The sequence below is a fragment of the Variovorax sp. E3 genome, assembly GCF_016082275.1.
Classification (GTDB): Bacteria; Pseudomonadota; Gammaproteobacteria; order Burkholderiales; family Burkholderiaceae_C; genus Variovorax.
Genome location: NZ_MOWM01000155.1, coordinates 1 through 19,064, shown reverse-complemented (window position 1 = coordinate 19,064; position 19,064 = coordinate 1). Strand labels below are relative to the sequence as shown.

General features: G+C 70.9%; 10 protein-coding genes and 1 pseudogene. 9 read left to right on the top strand and 2 right to left on the bottom strand.

From position 1 onward, the window contains the following. The 5 genes from BMG07_RS33610 to BMG07_RS43300 all read left to right on the top strand — a co-directional run. Window positions 1-737: FecR family protein (locus tag BMG07_RS33610; protein ID WP_198088134.1), on the top strand; the 737-nt coding region annotated here is incomplete at its 5' end. A 214-nt stretch (window positions 738-951) separates the two neighbouring features. Next, on the top strand, window positions 952-9,369 hold the full coding sequence (locus tag BMG07_RS33605) for a filamentous hemagglutinin N-terminal domain-containing protein (RefSeq protein WP_269759646.1): 8,418 nt from the start codon (window positions 952-954) through the stop codon (window positions 9,367-9,369). Then, a complete protein-coding gene (locus BMG07_RS43310; RefSeq protein ID WP_269759645.1) occupies window positions 9,282-11,927 on the top strand; it encodes a hypothetical protein in 2,646 nt (881 codons plus the stop codon). Before BMG07_RS33605 ends, BMG07_RS43310 begins: the two co-directional genes overlap by 88 nt. Next, the gene (locus BMG07_RS43305) at window positions 11,924-12,904 is read left to right on the top strand and encodes a hypothetical protein (protein ID WP_269759644.1); all 981 of its coding nucleotides are present in this window, start codon (window positions 11,924-11,926) and stop codon (window positions 12,902-12,904) included. The genes BMG07_RS43310 and BMG07_RS43305 overlap by 4 nt, the downstream gene beginning before the upstream one ends. Then, window positions 12,856-13,434 carry a filamentous hemagglutinin family protein gene (locus tag BMG07_RS43300; protein ID WP_307867188.1) on the top strand — a complete coding sequence of 193 codons (579 nt, stop codon included), beginning with the start codon at window positions 12,856-12,858 and terminating at the stop codon, window positions 13,432-13,434. Before BMG07_RS43305 ends, BMG07_RS43300 begins: the two co-directional genes overlap by 49 nt. A 60-nt stretch (window positions 13,435-13,494) precedes the next feature. Here the strand turns inward: BMG07_RS43300 and BMG07_RS33600 are convergent, their stop codons facing one another. Together BMG07_RS33600 and BMG07_RS33595 are read right to left on the bottom strand one after the other, a co-directional pair. Continuing rightward, the gene (locus BMG07_RS33600; RefSeq protein WP_198088133.1) at window positions 13,495-14,148 is read right to left on the bottom strand and encodes an SMI1/KNR4 family protein; all 654 of its coding nucleotides are present in this window, start codon (window positions 14,146-14,148) and stop codon (window positions 13,495-13,497) included. Window positions 14,149-14,246: 98 nt separating this feature from the next. Beyond that, on the bottom strand, window positions 14,247-15,374 hold the full coding sequence (locus BMG07_RS33595; protein ID WP_198088132.1) for a branched-chain amino acid ABC transporter permease: 1,128 nt from the start codon (window positions 15,372-15,374) through the stop codon (window positions 14,247-14,249). Between the two features lie 128 nt (window positions 15,375-15,502). Here BMG07_RS33595 and BMG07_RS33590 point away from each other — a divergent pair, with 128 nt between their 5' ends. The 4 genes and pseudogenes from BMG07_RS33590 to BMG07_RS45200 all read left to right on the top strand — a co-directional run. Further along, window positions 15,503-16,423 (top strand): LysR family transcriptional regulator, encoded by a 921-nt coding sequence (locus BMG07_RS33590; RefSeq protein WP_198088131.1) that lies wholly within the window; start codon window positions 15,503-15,505, stop codon window positions 16,421-16,423. Window positions 16,424-16,522: 99 nt separating this feature from the next. Next, window positions 16,523-17,086, top strand: a complete 564-nt coding sequence (locus BMG07_RS33585; RefSeq protein ID WP_198088130.1) for a serine protease — start codon at window positions 16,523-16,525, stop codon at window positions 17,084-17,086. A gap of 213 nt (window positions 17,087-17,299) precedes the next feature. After that, window positions 17,300-17,767, top strand: a complete 468-nt coding sequence (locus BMG07_RS33580) for a YbaB/EbfC family DNA-binding protein (RefSeq protein ID WP_198088129.1) — start codon at window positions 17,300-17,302, stop codon at window positions 17,765-17,767. A gap of 288 nt (window positions 17,768-18,055) precedes the next feature. After that, window positions 18,056-19,064: pseudogene (locus BMG07_RS45200) on the top strand (S1C family serine protease); the annotation flags it as partial.

Genomic DNA, 19,064 nt, shown 5'->3' with positions numbered 1-19,064 from the left:
CGCACCCCGGGCGCCGCTACTTCCTGGGCGCCGCGCTGGCGGCCGGCGTGACGGCTTTCGTGGTGGTGCGCCCACCGGCCCGGCTGTGGCCCGCGCTGTCCGACATGACGGCCGACTACAGCACCGCCACCGGCGAGCAGCGCCAGGTGGTGCTGGCCGATTCGGTGGTGGTCGAGATGAACACGCAGACCAGCTTCAACCTCGCGCGCACCGCCGAAGGCGAACCCGCCGCGCTCGACCTGCTGGCGGGCGAGGCGCAGGTGCTGCTCGATAGCGCGCGCGCCGCGCCGTTCACGCTGACGGTCGGCGGCGGCAAGCTGGTGGCCGCAGCGGGCAGCCGCTTCAACGTGCGCGCCACCGGCCCCGAGGTGTGCGTGACCTGCCTGGCCGGCTCGGTCGAGCTGGACTACGGCGGCCGCGTGCTGGTCGCGCGCGAGGCGCAGCAGCTCAACTACGGCGAGCGCCGCGCCGAGGTGGCGCGCACGCCCGACCTCTCGGCGGTGAACGCATGGCGCGACCGCGTGCTGGTGTTCAACGACACGCCGCTGGCGGCCGTGGTCGACGAGATCAACCGCTACCGCCCCGGCCGGCTGATCGTCACCAACGCCGAGCTGGGCCGGCGCAAGGTGCAGGCGCGGCTGCGGCTGGAGCAGCTCGCGCGCGTCGAGACGCTGATCGGCGCGAGCTACGGCGCCAAGGTCACGACGCTGCCGGCCGGCATCGTGCTGCTCGGCTGAATCAGCGCGCCGGCAGTGCGTGTGCACGCCTGCACGCGCTTCGTGACACGGCCGTGAAAAACAAAGCCGCTCCCGTCACTCCGGAAATTTTTCCTGTCTTTTGCAATGACCGTGTCGGTCGCATCCGGCGAGCCCGGTCTCTTAACCAGAGCACGGCGCCGCAATGCCGCCGCGCCACGCAATCACGCGAACGGGTTTTCCTCTGGGGTATGAAATGAGCAAACAGACATTCCGCCGCGCACCGGTCGCGCACGCGGCCGCCATCGCACTGGCCATGGCGGGACTGGCCGGCAACGCACACGCGCAGCGCGCATTCAGCGCCGCGTGGATGGCGCAGAAGAACGTGGCGCAGGGCACCGCCGCGGCCACGGGCTACCTGCCCAACGGCACGCCCGCGTCGCTGCTGACGAACCCGCTCGCGCAGCAGCAAAAGGCCAACGAACAGCTGCAGCGTTCGCTCGGCAACCTCAACCTTGCGGCGCAAGCGATTGCCGCGCAGCAGGCGGCGCAGGCAGCGGCGCGTCTGGCTGCACAGAACGCCGGCGGCGACGTGCCCGACGGCCTGGCAGACGGCGGCCTGAAGGTCGACAGCAACAGCCTCACGGCCGGCTGGCACAACGCGCTGGCGCCCAAGGCCGACAGCGCCGCCGGCCGCACCACGGTGACGGTGCAGCAGACCGGCGACAAGGCCATCCTGAACTGGGAGACCTTCAACGTCGGCAAGAACACGACGGTCGAATTCAAGCAGCAGGCCGACTGGGCCGTGCTCAACCGCGTGAACGATCCGGCCGCGCGGCCCTCGCGCATCCAGGGGCAGGTCAAGGGCGACGGCACGGTGCTCATCGCCAACCGCAACGGCATCGTGTTCAGCGGCACCAGCCAGGTCGACACGCGCAACCTCGTGGCGGCCGCCGCGCACATCTCCGACGCGCAGTTCGGTGCCAACGGCATCTACTCGAACGGCACCACGCCCACCTTCAGCAGCGCGCAAGGCAAGGTGGAAGTGCAGGCGGGCGCCCGCATCGCCACGCGCGCCCCGACGATTTCGACGGACGGCGGCGGCTACGTGCTGCTGGTCGGCCAGGAAGTGCACAACGCCGGCGACATCGCCACGCCGAGGGGCCAGGCGGCGCTTGCCGCGGGCGACAGCTTCCTCATCAAGAAGGGCGCGGGCACCGGCGGCAACCAGGCCTCCAGCACCCGCGGCAACGAGGTCACGCCGCAGTTCAACACCGACAGCCTCGCGGGCAAGGTCACCAACACCGGGCTGATCGTCGCGCGCGAAGGCGACGTGACGATGGCCGGGCGCGACGTGCGGCAAAACGGCGTGGCCGTTGCCACCACCACGGTCAACACGCGCGGCACGGTCCACCTCAATGCGCTGGGTGCGGACGGCAAGGTCACGCTCGGCCCGGGCGCCGCCACCGTCGTGGCGATCGAGGACGACGGGCAGACCACTGCGCTGAACAGCCAGCGCGACGGCCTGCGCGGGCCCGCGTTGCCTGACTCCAACCAGGACGTGACGGCGGTGCGCGACCGGCGCGACCAGTCGCGCATCGAGATCGCCAGCAGCGGCACGGTCGACTTCCAGGCCGACTCGCTGACGCTGGCCACGGGCGGCCAGATCGCGGTCACGGCGGCCGCGCGCAGCCTGGTGCGCGACCGCGCGAAGATCGACGTCTCGGGCGCGGTGGGCGTGAACCTGGCGATGGAGAGCAACAACGTCAAGGTCAACGTGCAGGGCAACGAGCAGCGCGACGCGCCGCTCAACCGCGACGGCAAGAGCCTGAACAACCTCGACGTGTGGATCGACCGGCGCAGCCTGGTGCTGGTGCCCAAGGGCACCAACGGCTACGCCAGCGACCGCTGGTACACGGCGGGCGGCCTGCTGGAAGTGGGCGGCTATCTCGGCACCGAGGGCCACACCGTCGGCGAGTGGATGGCGCAGGGCGGCACCGTCAGCTTCGGCGGCGCGGAGGTGGTGACCCAGGCGGGGTCGAACATCAACCTCTCGGGCGGCACGCTCAATGTGCAGACGGGCTTCATCCGCCAGACCTGGCTCAAGGGCGCGGACGGGCGCCTCTACGAGGTGTCGAAGGCGCCGGGCGACCAGCGCTACGAAGGGCTCTACCGCGGCTTCGAGGACGAGCACAAGCGCTGGGGCGACAAGAACACGGGCTACTTCTACAACCCGCTGATCGGCCCGCAGAAGCGGCTGGAGAACGGCTACACCGTCGGGCGCGACGCCGGCAAGCTGGTCGTTGCCACCGGCGCGGCGGTGCTCGAGGGAGACATCACCAGCGAAGCCTTCCAGGGCGCGCGGCAGACCCAGGCGCCGCAGGCGGACGTGGACGGCTACAACCAGTCGCACAACGCGGCCTCGCAGCGGGGTCAGCTCGTCATCGGCGACTACATGCCGATGTTCGACCGGCGCAACGGTGCGCTGAACCACGTGCTGACCGCCGCGCTGGACCGGGTGGAGCTCAAGGAGACCGCCGAGCGCATCGCCGCCGCGCTGGACCTCGACACGGCCCTGCCCGCCGAGCGCAAGGACAAGCTGGTGCTCGACACCGCGCAACTCAACGGCATGGCGCTGGGCGCCGTGCGCATCGCCGCGCGCGAGAAGATCGAGGTCAACGCCGACCTGCGGGTGGCCTCGGGCGGCAACATCACGCTGTACGGCAACGACGTCGCGGTTCAGGCGAACCTGACGGCCCACGGCGGCAGCATGGCGCTGGGCAACGTGCTCTCCCAGGTGGGCGTCAGCGGCCGGGTCGACATGCTCGTCAACCCGGCGAAGCCCTTGGGCAATGTCATGCTGGCCGACGGCGTGACGCTGGACGCCAGCGGCCTGTGGAGCAACCTGGAGCTCGACCCGTTCGCGCAGGACGTCGCCTATGCGAACGGCGGCAGCGTGGCGATTCGCGCCAGCGGCGACGTGGCGCTGCAACGCGGCAGCGCGATCGACGTGACCTCGGGCGCGGTCATGCGCATGGGCGGCAAGACACAGGGCGGCAAGGGCGGCAGCGTGCGGCTGGCGACCACCACGCGCACGGGCAGCCTTCGCCTGGACCCCGAAGCGCGGTTGCGCGGCTACGGCGTGGCGGGCGGCGGCACGTTGTCGCTGGAGGCGGCCAAGGTGCTGATCTCCGACCAGGCAGGCGGCACCGACGCCGGCACGCTGGTGCTGGGCGGCAACTTCTTCGACAAGGGCTTCTCCGCCTACGAGGTCGTCGGCGGCGACGGCCTGAGCGTGGCCGAGGGTACGCAGGTCGACGTGACGATGCCCGTGTACCGCTTCAGGGACGACGCGCGCAGCGTGCCGACCGCCGGCGGTTCCGCGCAAGCGCTGGCGCTGTGGGCCCAGCCGCTCTACCAGGAAGACGCGGCCAAGGGCGTGCTGCTGCAGCGCAAGGGCGCGAGCCTGACCCTGCAGGCGGGCCGCAGCCTGCTCGGCGAGATCGATCCCCTGACCGGCTCGCTGCTCATCGGGCGCGGTGCGCGCATCGAGGTCGATCCCGGGCAGACCATCGCGCTGCGCGGCGCGGGCCAGATCACCGTCGACGCGACGCTCGTCGCGCACGGCGGCAGCATCGACGTGCGCCAGCAGCAATACGGCCTGGTCGATCCGGCCCAGGAAACGCCGCAGGCCGACGGCAAGGTGCACACGCGCTCGATCTGGATCGGCGACAACGCCGTGCTCGACGTGTCGGGCCGCGCGCGCACGGCCGTCGATGCGCACGGCCGTCGCTACGGCGATGTGGATGCCGGCGGCAACATCGTGATCGGCGGCGTGATCGACCGCGACCGCGCCATCGCCAGTTCGGCCGACGCCCACGTGATCGTGCGGCCGGGCGCCAGGCTCGACGCCTCCGGCGCGCAGGCGACGCTCGATGTGCCGGGCCAGGGGCGCACCAACATCGCCACCGACGGCGGGCGCATCTCGCTGAGCTCGTACCTCGGCCTGTACATCGACGGCTCGCTGCGCGCGGCGGCCGGCGGCGCGGGCGCGGCGGGCGGCTCGCTGGACATCGCGCTCGAATCGCCGCTGTACCGCAGCACCGGCCTGGACCGGGCGCAGCAGGCGACCATCGTCCCGCGCGAGCTGACGCTGGTGCAATCGCAGGCGCCGCTGCTGGCGCAGGACCTGGCGCCCGGCCAGGCGGACGCGGCGCTGCGCTATGGCAAGACCCGGCTCTCGGCCGACCGGTTGAGCGCCGGCGGTTTCGACAACCTCGCGCTGCTGGCCAACGGCCAGTTGTCCTTCGACGGCGACGTGAGCCTGCGCATGGGCCAGAGCCTGTCGCTTTTCTCGAGCTCGCTCTCGCTGGCCGAGTCGTCCATTGCCAATGCGCGCGTGCAGCTGGCGGCGCCCTACGTCAAGCTGTCGGGCACCGGCTTGTACTACGCGGCGGGCAGTGGCGCGGTGCGTCCCGGCATCCAGCACGGCATGACGCCGCTGGACTCCAAGGCGGCGTTCTCGGTGCAGGCGGGCCGGATGCTCGACCTGGGCAACGGCATTTCCTTCGGCACCTCGGGCAGCTATGCCGAACACACCGAACTCACGCCGGTGCGCGTCGAGCGGCGTGGCTTCGAGAACGTCGAGCTGGCAAGCGACGGCGACATCCGCTTCCTCGCGCCCAACAACGCCGATGCGCGCTCGCGCCTGTGGACGCGCGGCAGCCTCACGCTCGCCGCGGCGCAGCTCTATCCGGAGACCGGGGCCATCGCGCAGGTGAACGCGGGCTACCGCATGGACCCGGTGGTGCTCAGGCCTGTCTATGACCCTGGCAGCGTGCTGCGCATCGAGCGCCGCGGCGAGGTGCCGGCCGGCGTTCCGTATTCGGCCTTCGGGTCGCTCGAATTCGCCGCCGCGGTGATCGAGCAGGGCGGCGTGATCCGCGCGCCGCTCGGCAACATCACCCTGGGCACCGACAACTCGCAGGGCACGAAGCGCGTGGCGCTGCTGCCGGGCAGCATCACGTCGGTCAGCGGCGCGGGGCTGGTCATGCCTTATGGCGGCACCACCGACGGCATCGCCTACCAATACGACGGCCGCCCGGCGGCGCTCAAGGGCGCCGACAGCGGCGCGGGCATCCGCCTGGGCGCCGAACTGGTGGACGTGCAGGCGGGCGCGCTGCTCGATCTTTCGGGCGGCGGCGAGCTCACCGGCGCGGGCTTCGTGGCGGGCCGCGGCGGCTCGACCGACGCGCGCTTCCATCCGCTCATGCAGATAGGCGCCGACGGCCGCTTCTCGCTGCCGTCGCTGTCCACCAATGCGGTGTATGCCATCGTTCCCGGCGTGCAGCCGCTGGCCGCGCCGGCCGGCGGCCCGGCGGGCGCGTCGAAGGCGGGCATCGGGCGGCAGATCACCATCGGCGCCGGGGTGCCGGGCCTGCCCGCGGGCACCTACACGCTGATGCCGTCGACCTATGCGCTGCTGCCGGGCGCCTTCCGCGTGGAGCTCAACGGCGCCCCCGGAAGCAAGGGCGCCGGCGCGCAGCCGCTGGCGATGCGCAACGGTTCCTGGTCGAGCAGCGGCCAGCTGTCGGTGGCCGGCACGGGCCTGCGCGACAGCCTGTCCAGCCAGGTGATCCTGACGCCGGCCGCCGTGCTGCGCACCTATGCGCAGTACAACGAAACGAGCTATGCCGATTTCGTGCGCGCCGACGCCGCGCGCCTGGGCGTGCCGCGCGCGGTGCTGCCGGCCGATGCCGGATCGCTGGCTTTCGTGCTGAGCAGAGGCAACGACGACGTATCCCTGAACTTCGAGGGCCTGGCCCGCTTCCAGGCGGCGCAGGGCGGCCGCGGCGGCACGGCCCTGGTGCTCGGCGGGAGCATCGAGGTGCTGGGTGCGGGCCAGCGCCATACGCCGGGCTTCGACGGCGCCTCGGTCCGTGCGGACACGCTCAACGTGCTCGGCGCCGGCCGGCTGGTGGTCGGCGCGACGCCGCTGGTGGTCTACGGCCAGCAGGGGCGCTATGTCAACTTCTCCTCGCCGGCCAGTGACGTGGTGCTGCGCGCGGGTGCCTCGCTGCAGGCGCCGGAGGTTTTCCTGGCGGGCCGCGACCTGGTCGTCGAGGCCGGTGCCGGCATCTCCACGCTGGGCCGGGGCGACGCGATCTACGACGCATCCTCGGGCTTCGTCTACCAGCCCGGCACCACGAGCCTGCTGGCCGTGTCGAACGGCCGGCTCGACGTGCTGGCGCCGCAGGCGCCCGCCATCGGCAGCACGGGCTCGATCCGCCTGGGCGTGTGCGCGCTGCCGTCTTGCGACAGAAGCAGCACCTTCTATTCGGAGGGCACGATCACGGCGGCCACCAACGGCGCCTTCGAACTCGACGAGGCCGCGCGCTACGGCACGCGCCACCTCGCGCTGGCGGTGAGCGGCGTGAACGCGGGCACCAGGCAGTCGCTGGCCGACGCGCAGGCGCGCGGCGTGCTCGCCGGCGGCCTCACGCTGACGCAGGACCTGCTGCAGCGCCTGCTGAACGGCGACACCAGCACCGGCGCGCCGGCGCTCGAATCGCTCACGCTCACCGTGCGCGACGCCATCAACTTCTACGGCAACGTCACGCTCGACACCATCGACCCGGCCACCGGCAAGTCGCGGGTCGACTCGCTGGTGCTCAGCACGCCCGCGATCTACGGCGCGGGCGGCGCGGGCGACGTGGCGACCATCCGCACGCAGAACCTGATCTGGAGCGGCGCGACCCAGCTTCCCGGCACGGTGATCAGCGGCGGCGCGGGCACCGGCAGCGGCACGCTCGACATCCAGGCGGCGCGCATCGACCTTGGCGGCGCGCCCCACACCGTGAGCAACGGCCAGGACGACGATGCGCGCCTTGCGCTCGGCTTCGCCACCGTGAAGCTGGGCGCCAGCGAGCGCCTGAGCACCAACCGCAAGGGCAGCCTGTCGGTCTACCAGAGCCAGGGCGCCTATGAAGAAGGCAAGGGCTACGCCTACAGCGGCGGCAACCTGGAGATCACGACGCCGCTGGTCACGGGCGACGCGGGCTCGGTCGGCCGCATCACCGCCGGCGGCACCTTGCGCATCGGCGCGCCCGAGGGCGGCCGGCTCGACGCCGACGCGGCCAAACGCATCCAGGCATTGGGCGCGGACCTCGCGTTCAACGCGCGCAGCATCGTGCTGGACTCGGCCATCGTGCTACCCAGCGGCAAGCTCGCGATGACGGCGCAGGACGACCTCACGCTGGCCGACGGCGCGCTCATCGATGTCTCGGGCCGCAAGCTGTCCTTCAACGACGTCGACAAGTTCAGCTGGGGCGGCGACGTCGGCCTGGAGAGCCAGGCCGGCGGCATCCGCCAGGCGGCGGGCGCCACCATCGACCTGTCGGCGCAGGGCAACCGCGCCGGCACGCTCAAGGCCGTGGCGCTCGGCGCGTCGGCCGGCGTGGTGGACCTGCGGGGCCGCATCCTCGGCGCGAGCAGCGGCCACTACGACGCGGGCGGCACGATGGTGCCGTTCAAGGCGGGCGGCGTGGACATCCGCGCGCAGCGCCTGGGCGACAGCGGCACGCTGAGCGACCAGTTCGCGGCGCTCAACCAGCGCCTGAACGACGGCGCGGTGTCCGGCAGCCGCAGCTTCCAGCTGAAGCAGGGCGACCTCGTCATCGGCGACGGCCTGAAGGCCGGCGAGGTGAGCGTGTCCGTCGACAACGGCAGCCTCGCGGTGCTGGGCACCATCGACGCCAGCGGCGAACGCGTGGGCAGCATCCGCCTGGCGGGCAAGAACGGCCTGACGATCGGCGCCAGTGCCTTGCTCGACGCGCACGGCACGGTGCTGCGCGTGGACAGCCGCGGCAAGATCATCGACGCGCCCAACCGCGCCATGGTCGAGCTCGACGGCGGCGACGGCGTGCTCACGCTGGCCGGCGGCGCGCGCATCGACCTGCGCCACGGCACCAGCGCCGCCGTCGGCAGCCAGCCTGGCCAGCACGACGGCCAGAAGCGCGGCACGCTGGAGCTGTACGCGGCGCGCACCGGCGAGACCAGCGGCGACATCCGCATCGACGCCAGCGGCGGCCTGGCCATCGACGGCGCACGCTCCATCGCGGTCAACGCCGTCTGGCGCTACGACGACACCGATCCCTTGGCCGTCATCAAGGACGGGCTGGATTCCGTGAGCGGGCGTCCGTACCGCGAGATCACGCAGGCCTACCTGGACCACAAGCACGAACAGAGCACGAAGTTCATGGACGCCGCGCTCGCCAACGGCGCGCTGCTGCACGGCAAGCTCGCCGGCCTGAACAACCCCACCTATGCCGACGCGCTGCACCTGCGCCCCGGCGTGCAGATCGTCACCGACAAAGACCTGGTGGTGCAGGGCGACCTCGACCTGTCGAGCTATCGCTACGCCAGCCTCAACCCGCGCACGCAGAAGACCGGCGTGTACGGTTCGGGCGAGGCGGGCAGCCTGGTGCTGCGCGCCGCGGGCAACATGGACATCTACGGCAGCATCAACGACGGCTTCGCGCCGCCGCCGCTGCGCCCGAGGAGAACGGCTGGGCGCTGGTGCCGGGCGTGCAGCCCTACAACGGCGACCTGGTGCTGCCGATCGGCGGCGTGCGCCTGGCCGAGGGCACGGCGTTTCCGTCGGGTGCCACGCTGAACTACGACCTGCCGATGCAGGCGCTCACGCTGGGCGAGGCCGTGCGGCTGCCCGCCGCCGGGGCACTGGCACAACCGTTCACGGTGCCCGCGGGCACCGTGCTGTCCGGCGACGTGCGCGACGCCTCGGGCAACCTGCTGCATGCGCGCGGCACCTTGCTGAAAGAGGCCATGGTGCTGCCCGCGGGCACGCAGCTGGGCGCCGGCATGGCGCTGCCCAAGGGCACCGCGCTGGCCGCCATGCGCTGGCCCAAGGGCGTGCCGCTGCCGGTCGCGTTCGAGAACGACGTCGCGCGCCGCAACGTGCTGCTCGGCGGCACGCTCGAGCTGCAGCGCGGCGCGCTCATTCCGTCGACCACCCGGGTCGTGCTCGAGAGCGGCGTGGGCTACATCGAACTGCGCCCCGACAGCGACGGCACGCGCGGGCGCAACTGGGCGCTGGCACCGATGCTCGCGGCCGGCAGCGAGTCGTGGTCGGTGCGGCTGGTGGCCGGCGCCGACCTGGGCGCCGCCGACACGCGCATCGCGCTGGCCGGCGCCGGCAGCCTGCGCCTGGCCGACACGCACTACCGCGCCACCGTCACCCAGGGCGGCGGCACGCTGGTCTGGTCGGAATTCAACAACTGGGGCATGCCCCCGGGGCGGCCGGTGACGCCGGAAGAAGAGGGGCTGTGCCCGATGATCGACCCGGGCAACTGCGTCAGCAAGAGCGGCATCGCATGGTCGCCCGACAATGGCTTCGGCTTCACGGGAGGCACACCGGTTCCCGAGGAGTTCCTGCCGGTCTGCGTGTCCACGCCCGAGAACTGCATCGACTACGGCAGCGCGGTGAAAGCCCTCGCCGCCCACGGACAGGGCATCAGCGTGGTGCGCACCGGCACCGGCGACCTCGACCTGGTCGCCTCGGGCGACGTGGACGTGCGCTCGCTCTACGGCATCTACACCGCGGGCACGCAGTCCGCGGGTGTCGCGCCCCGCTACAACCAGGCGCGCGGCACCGCGCCGGGCGCCACCAGCGTGCTGGGCACCGGTGGCGCCGACTACGAATCGCTGGTGGCGGGCGACGCCCGCGCCTACCAGCGGCTGGTCCCCGAGGCCGGCGGCAACCTGCTGGTGCGCGCGGGTGGCGACATCACGAGCGACATGCTCACCCCGCTCAACAACGACGTGGTGCAGAAGTCGAGCGTGGCGGTGGGCAACTGGCTCTGGCGCCAGGGCGACGGCAGCGCGCAGCTGCCGACCGCGTGGTGGATCAACTTCGGCAGCTACGCCGTCGACCCGAGCGGCAACCTGGGCGTCGACGCCAAGCCCTCGCTGGTGGGCTTCACCGGCTTCGGCACGCTCGGCGGCGGCAACGTGCAGGTGCAGGCCGGCGGCAACGCCGGCATGCTCGAGCGCAAGGGCACGGCGCGCAGCCAGGGCCTGGTGGTGGCGGTCGGCAGCACCGGCCGCGTGGCCGACGACGGCAGCCTCGTGCTCACCGGCGGCGGCGACATCGACGTGCGCATCGGCGGCGGCGTCAACAGCTCGCAGCTGGCGCGCGGCAATGCCAACGGCACCGACAAGCCGAACCACGACCTGCAGGGCGCGCTGGTCAACCTGCGCGGCGCCACGCAGCTGAGCGCGGCCTCGGTCGGCGGCATGATCCTGGGCGGGCGCGACATGAAGGACCCGCGCGCCTTCGACCCCTTCACCTCGAACCGCGCCGAGTCGACCGGCGGCCTCGTGCTGATGCCCGGCGACTCGGCCATGCGCATCGACACCCTGGGCGACCTGGTGGTGGGCGGTGCGGGCGACCCCGGCCGCGTGCGCCTGATGAACAGCTCGCCCTTCGCGTCGTACGGCGGCGGCGGCCTGAGCTGGTTCTCGCTGTGGACCGAGCGCACCGCCATCGACCTGTTCTCGGCCGGCGGCAGCCTCACGCCCAGCACGCAGATGAGCGAGGGCACGGCCACCAGCATCGTCACCGGCACCAACGTCGCGCCCACCGACTTCCGCTTCGTCTACCCGGCGATCCTGCGCGCGGTGGCCGCGGGCGGCAGCATCTACAGCGGCTCCTCGGCCAATGCGGCGGATGTGGGCACCAACGAGTCCACCTCGCGGTACTCGCTGCTGCTCGCGCCGTCGCGCAGCGGCCAGCTCGAGCTGCTGGCCGGCGACTCGATGTACATGGGCAACTACGCCATCAACCAGTCGGGCGCGGACCCGGCGCAGATGCCCGGTCCGCTGAAGCCCGCGTTCGCCGGCTTCAACGGCAACCAGCGCGTGGCCGACAACCTGGGCGCCGGCGGCCTGGAGGTGAACGCGCGCACCGACCCGTTCCGGCTGTTCGCCTTCGTCCCCGAGACCTATGCGCTCGGGGCGGCCGGCGCGCCGAGTACGCCGACCACGCCGGCGCGCTTCTATGCGCTGAACGGCGACATCGTCGGCCTGCGAAGCGGCGAGATCCTGCAGCGCAGGGACGGCGCGACCTGGTACGAGGCCGCCGCGCCGGCCTGGGTGATCGCGGGGCGCGACATCGTGAGCGCGGGCACGAGCTCGGACGGCCCACCCCCGTGAGCCTGGGCACAGGCGCGAAGAACGACGCGAACTCCAGCGGCAACCTGGCCGTCCACGGCCATGCGCAGGACGTCTCGCGCATGGTCGCGGGCCGCGACATCCTGTACAGCAGCTTCAACGTGGCGGGCCCCGGCACATTGGAGGTCACGGCGGGCCGCAACATCGTCATGGAAGACCGCGCTTCCGTCGCCAGCCTGGGCCCGGTGACGCCGGGCGACAAGCGCCCGGGCGCGAGCATCGCCATGATGGCCGGCACCGGCGCGCAGGGCGCCGACTACGCGGGCTTCCTCGCGCGCTACCTCGATGCGGCCAACCGCGCCCAGGCCGGCACGCCGCTGGCCGACCAGCCGGGCAAGGTCGTGAAGACCTACGAAGCCGAATTGCGTGAATGGCTCGCCGACAGGAACAACGGCCTGGGCTTCAGCGGCACGGCGGACGAGGCGCAGGCCTTCTTCGACGCATTGCCCGCCGAGCAGCAGCGCGTGTTCGCGCGGCAGGTGTACTTCGCCGAGCTGAAGGCCGGCGGGCGCGAGTACAACGACGCGGACGGCGCGCGCTACGGCAGCTACCTGCGTGGGCGCAACGCCATCGCGGCGCTGTTCCCCGAGGCCGACGCCGCCGGTCATGCCGTCAGCTACCGCGGCGGCATCACGATGTACGGCCCGTCCGGCGTCAACACGCTGTTCGGCGGCAATATCCAGATGCTGACGCCGGGCGGAATGCAGCTGTTCGGCATCGAGGGCAATGCGCCGGTGGCCAAGGGCGGCATCACGCCCGGGGTCATCACGCAAGGCAAGGGCGACATCTCGCTGTACTCGCTGGGCAGCATCCTGCTGGGCCAGAGCCGCATCATGACCACCTTCGGCGGGCACATCCTCGGATGGTCGGCCGAAGGCGACATCACGCCGGGCGCGGCTCCAAGACCACGGTGGTCTACACGCCGCCCAAGCGCGAATACGACCAGTGGGGCAACGTGACCCTGTCGTCGAACGTGCCGAGCACCGGCGCGGGCATTGCCACGCTGGCGCCGATTCCGGAAGTGCCGGCCGGCGACATCGACCTGATCGCGCCGCTGGGCACCATCGACGCGGGCGAGGCCGGCATCCGCGTGTCGGGCAATGTGAACCTGGCGGCGCTGCAGGTGGTCAATGCGGCCAACATCGCGGTCAAGGGCGAGTCGGTGGGCATCCCGACGATCGCGGCGGTGAACGTGGGCGCGCTCACCAACGCCAGCGCCGCCGCATCGCAGGCTGCGGTTGCCGCGCAGGACGTGCTGCAGCGCGAACGCGCGGCGACGCGGCAGAGCCTGCCCTCGGTGTTCACGGTGCGCGTGCTGGGCTTCGGCAACGAAGAAGCCGGCGCCTCGGCACCGGCCGAGCCGCGCGCCGTGGCCACCAAGGTCGGCTACGACGTGAACAGCCCGGTGCAGGTGCTGGGGCGCGGGGCGCTGCCCGAGGCGCAGAAGGCGAAGCTCACGGCGCGGGAGCGGCAGTTGCTGGGGCAGTGAGGGCGGGCGGCCCGTGGACGGTCGAGAAGCCGGCCGTCCACGGCTTCGCGCCGCGAGCGGTTAGACGAACTCGCCGAAGCTTGCGACCTGTTCGAGGTTCGGGTCCAGCGCGCGCTCCAGCCATAGCTCGTACCAGTCGAGGAAGGTGAGCGGCGCGCGAGTCCCGGGATGAAGAATTGGCGTTGCGGATGCGTGCTCGTAGCTGTGCCACCAGACCTGCCCCGCGGCAGGGCCGCGCAGCACCAGAAGGTTGTACATGCCGTCTCCCTCGTTGGCGAGGAAGGTCACGCCGCGGTGGATCTTGCCGATGTCGCTCGACCATTCCTCGTCGGAGTCCTCGGGCGCCGGCGCGCAGGGGTGCGCCGCGGTGAACGGGAAATCGGCGGCATGGTCGACGGCCGCGTCCTCGGCTTCCTTGGCCAGGGGGAACACGCCGAGCATCGGTCCGGCGCCGCCGTCGCTCACCTGGGTGATCCATTCGCGGTACTCGGGTGGCAGCCGGGTTCCCAGATGGTTCTCGAAGGTGGCGAGGGCATCGGGGTTCACCGGGGCCACGAGTTCGTAGCGATGCACGGCGGCCCCGTGGATCCTGCAGCGATACCCGACGACTTCGCGGTCACCGAGATCGACGATGGTTGTCTTCAAGTCGGCCGCCTTGAGGCGGTCGAGTTCCGAGCGGATCCTCGCGATCCGATGGGTGAGGGGATGGTCCATGCGGCATCCTAACGGTGGGGTATGCCTTGAAGTTTCGACAGCATCCGGCCGAGGTCCATCGAGCCCACTGCGAACGCAAGAGGGCCCGAGGGCAGGTGTCACCGTCCCCAGCGTGGCTTGCCATGCTCCGGCGCGGGCCACAGCCCGTGCGGCCGCACGAGCATGGTGAGGATCATGGCCAGCGAGATCAGCAAGGGGCGAAGGATGCCTGCGTCGAGCCGGCCGTCCGTCATGGTCTGCAACGGACCCGCGACGTAGCGAAGCGCTTCCGGCAAGGCGGTGAGCAGCAGCGCGCCGAGAATCACGCCGGGGAGGTGCCCGATGCCGCCGAAGACCACCATCGCGACGATGATCACCGACTCCTGCAGGCCGAAAGCTTCAGGCGAAATGAAGCCCTGAAAGGCACCGAACATCGCCCCGGAAACACCGCCGAAGCTGGCGCCGATTCCGAAGGCCAGCAGCTTCATGTTCCGGGCGTTGATGCCCATCGCCTGGGCCACGACCTCGTCGTCGCGGATGGCCATCCAGGCCCTGCCGATTCGCGAGTGCTGCAGGCGATGGCAGATCGTCACCGTGACCCACACAAGCGCCAGGAACAGGTAGTAGTACAGCGTGACCGAGGCGACCTGATAGGTGCCCAACACGAGGGGCTTGCCCAGGTCGAGGCCGAAGATGCTGATCGAGTCATTGGGCCCCATACCCTTGGCGCCGTTGGTGATGTTGACCGGATGGCTGAGGTTGCTGATGAGCAGCCGGACGATCTCGCCGAAGCCCAGCGTCACGATGGCCAGGTAGTCGCCCCGCAGTTTCAGCGTGGGCGCGCCGAAGAGCGTTCCCAGCAACGCGGCGAGCATGGCGCCGAGCGGTATCGTGATCCACCAGGGCGCATGCAGGCCCAGCGGGAACATCGCGGCAATCCACGCAAAGTGGTCGACCAGGTGGGGCGAGGTCAGCAGCGCGAACATGTAGGCGCCAATGGCATAGAACGCCACATAGCCAAGGTCCAGCAGGCCCGCATGGCCCACCACGACGTTCGCGCCCAGGGCCAGCATCACATACAGCAGGCAGGTGTCGGCAATTCGGACCCAGTGCGTGCCGGCCTGTTGCAGCAGCAGCGGCAGCACCAGGAGCGCAACGAGCAGCGCATATTTCAGGATCTTGCCCTTGCGGTCGATGCGGTATCGATCCGTGTCCTGGTGCGCGATCAGCAAGCCTGAGGTCTCCATTGCCGCGAATTCCTTTTTCGACCATCGCCTGTGGGAAGGCAACGGTAGACTGGCGCGAATAGCCAGGAAAGAGGCGACATGTCCGTTCGAAACGGAATGGAACGCCGCAATAGCGCAGGTATTTCCGGATGGACAAACTCAGCGGTCTGCTGGCCTTCGTGAAGGCCGCCGAACTCGGCAGCTTCGTCGCGGCAGGCCGCGCGCTGGAGCTGTCGGCGTCGGCCATCGGCAAAGGCGTTGCCCGCCTCGAACAGGAAATGGGCGTGCGCCTTCTGCAGCGAAGCACGCGCCGCATCCAGCTGACCGAAGAGGGTCGGCTGTTCCATGAGCGCTGCCGTCGCATACTCGATGACCTCGATGACGCGCAGGCGATGCTGTCGCACGCGAAAGAGGTGCCGCGCGGCCGGCTGCGCGTCAGCGCGCCGATCGTCGGCTATCACTTCCTCCTGCCCGTGATTCCGGATTTCGTCGCGCGCTACCCGGAGGTCGAACTCGACATCAATTTCACCGACCGCACCGTGGACCTGATCGACGAGGGCGTCGACGTTGCGATCCGCAGCGGCGACCCGCCCGATTCACGCCTTGTATCGAGGCCTCTGAATTCCTTTCGGCTGCTGCTTTGGGCATCCCCGGATTACCTGGCGCGCCGCGGCACACCGCGCGTGGCAAGCGATCTGGCGCAACACGCCACGGTCCGTTTTCGCCACCCCAATTCCGGCAAGTTGCTGGCGTGGCCGATGCTGCAATCCACCGCCGATGCCGAGACCCGGCTTCGCACGGTCCTCGCATGCAACAACATGGAAGCGGTGCTGGGCGCCACGTTGCGCGGGTTGGGTATCGCCTGCATGCCGGACTTCCTGGCGCGCGACATGCTCGCGGATGGCCGGCTTCTTACCGTGCTCGAAGAGCCGCTCAGTACCAGCGGCCAGTTCCGGGCGCTCTGGCCGTCGAGCCGGCACCTGTCACCCAAGGTCCGCGTTTTCGTCGATCACCTGTGCAAGCACTTGTCTGCTTCGGAACGCGCGCTCGCCAAGCCACAACATGCGTGAGGCGCTTCTGGCCGCGTGCTTTACATGAAGTTTTTATGACAAACGGCAGTCCGGCGGGCCGCATTCCGTCTTAGACGCAGAGCCTCCGCGATTGCCTTCATGCCCCCCGCCAACTTCTTCGTCCGCCTTTGCCTGCCGCTGCTTGCAGCATGGCTCCTGGCATCCACCACCGCCTTCGCGGACACCAGCAGCAGCATCAACAACATCCAGCCGCCCGAAGCCAACGCCAGCGGCGTCTTCCTCAACGAAGCCGGCGACGTGCTCACCGCGCGGCATGCCGTGTCGGGCTGCCATTCGCTCTTCGCCCTCAAGGGCGGCCACGTCTCGCAGGCCAGCGTGATCGCCGAGAGCCCGGAGCTCGATCTCGCGGTGCTGCGCACCACCCTCAAGCCTTACCTCAGCGCCACGCTCGCGCTCGGCGACGCCGCGCCCGCGCAAAGCGTCGGCGTGTTCACCGAGGCCTATGCGGTGCTGCAGAACCTGCCCAACCGCTCCGCCTTGCTCAGCAACGCCATGACCGTGCCCGGCGCCGAGGGCCTGCAGCTGCTCTCGGGCGTGAAGCCCGGCGCCAGTGGCAGCGCGGTGCTCGGAGCGACGGCCTGCTGCTGGGCGTGGTGGTGGAGCGCGTGGCCGCGGCGCCGCATGCGAGCGGCATGGTGCTGAGCCGCGCGGCCTCGGCCAGCGGCGTGACGGGCGCCACGCAGGTGCGCGCGGTGCCGGCGTCGCGGGTGCGGCAGTTCCTGGACCGTCACGGCATCGCCTTCGCAGCCAGCGACAGTCCCCAGTTGAGCCCGATGCAATCGCCCGCCGCACCGCGCGTCGACCCTGTCGGTCGGCGTGCTGTGCGGCTGAGCCTTCTTCCTTTCACGAACACCCATGAACGCTTCCGCCTCGAAAAACAAACCCCGCTGGGCTCGCCTGCGCCTGGCGCTCGGCTGGCTCGGCCTGGGCATCGCCAGCGCCACCGTGCCCATCGCCGCCCCGGCGCAGACGCAGCAGCAGGTGCCGCAGCACTGGATCAGCTATGCCAACCTGGCCGGCAACCAGCTGCAGTCGTCGCTGAGCGACCCCGCCAACGAAACCGTGGTACGCCTGCACGCATGGATGCAGGAGCGCATGCTCAAGGAAGGCCAGACGGCGCCGCCGGCACCGGTGGTCGTGCGCGTGTGGGTCGCGCCCAACGGCAAAGTCGAGCGCGTGGCCTTTGACTCGCTGGGCAATGCACAGGCCGATGCCGACTTGCGCTCGCTGCTGACCGCGCAGCCGCTGGCCGAAGCGCCGCCGCGCGACATGCGCCAGCCGATGGTGCTGCAGCTGACCTTGAGCTTCGTCACCAACACCTGAGATGAGGCCACGGCTCAAACCTTTTTCAAGGCGTGACCAATCCGCGCGCCCGTCGATCCAAGGATGCGACGACCGCGCCCACCGTGCACAGGGCATCGGGTGCTCCCCGCAGCGAAATAAAGGAGGAGGGCGAAGCGGGGGACATTCGCGGAGGGGAGTACCCGGTGTCCTGTGCACCCGCCCTGAAGGCAACAGAACTGAGATGAAAAGAAGCGCGCGCTCCTTGCTGGTAACGGCGGTGGTCATCGCAGGCCTCGCACAAGCCCTGCCGCTGCAGGCCGCCATGCCCTGGCCGGCCTCGGGCCTGTCGCAGCTCGTGAAAGCCTACGGCCCCGCCGTGGTCCACATCGGCGTGGAGCGCCCCTCGGCCCCGGCGCGCCGCTTCAGCGACCGCTGGCTGCTGCGCGTGCCCGGCACGCCGCCGCAGCAGGCGGAGGCCGACGAGAGCAGCCTGGGCACCGGCTTCCTCGTGAGCGACGACGGGCTCATCCTCACCAACGCGCACGTCGTCGCGCGCGGCACCCAGATCAACGTCAAGCTGCCCGACCGCCGCGAATTCAAGGCCCGCCTCATCGGCCTCGACGCCGTGGCCGACGTGGCGCTGCTCAAGATCGACGCCACCGGCCTGCCCACGGTCCGCATCGGCGAGCCGTCGAGCGTGGAGCCCGGCGACGGCGTGGTGGCCATCGGCTCGCCCTACGGCTTCGGCAATTCCGTCACCGCCGGCATCGTCAGCGCCAAGGGGCGGTTGCTGCCGGGCGCGAGTACATGCAGTTCCTGCAGACCGACGTGCCGATCAACCCCGGCAACTCGGGCGGCCCGCTGTTCAACCTGCGCGGCGAAGTCATCGGCATCAACTCGCGCATCTACAGCAAGAGCGGCGGCTACCAGGGCCTGTCGTTCGCGATTCCCATCGACGCGGCCATGCGCATCAAGGACCAGCTGCTGTCGACCGGCACCGTCACGCGCGGGCGCATCGGCGTGTCGGTGCAGGAGGTGGGGCAGGCGCTGGCCGACACCTTCCGGTTGCCGCGTCCGGCCGGCGCGCTGGTCAACTACGTGGAGCCGCGCGGCGCGGCCGACAAGGGCGGGCTCAAGCCGGGCGACGTGATCGTGTCGGTGCAGGGGCGCGAGGTGGTGCAGGCGGCCGACGCGCTGGGCTTCATTGCCGAGCAGACGCCGGGCGACAGCATCCGCCTGCGCGTGTGGCGCGACCGCGCCGAGCAGATGCTCGAAGTGCGCGTGGACGGCTTCGACACGCCGCGCCTGCAGGCCGACGCGGCCGATGCGCCCTCGG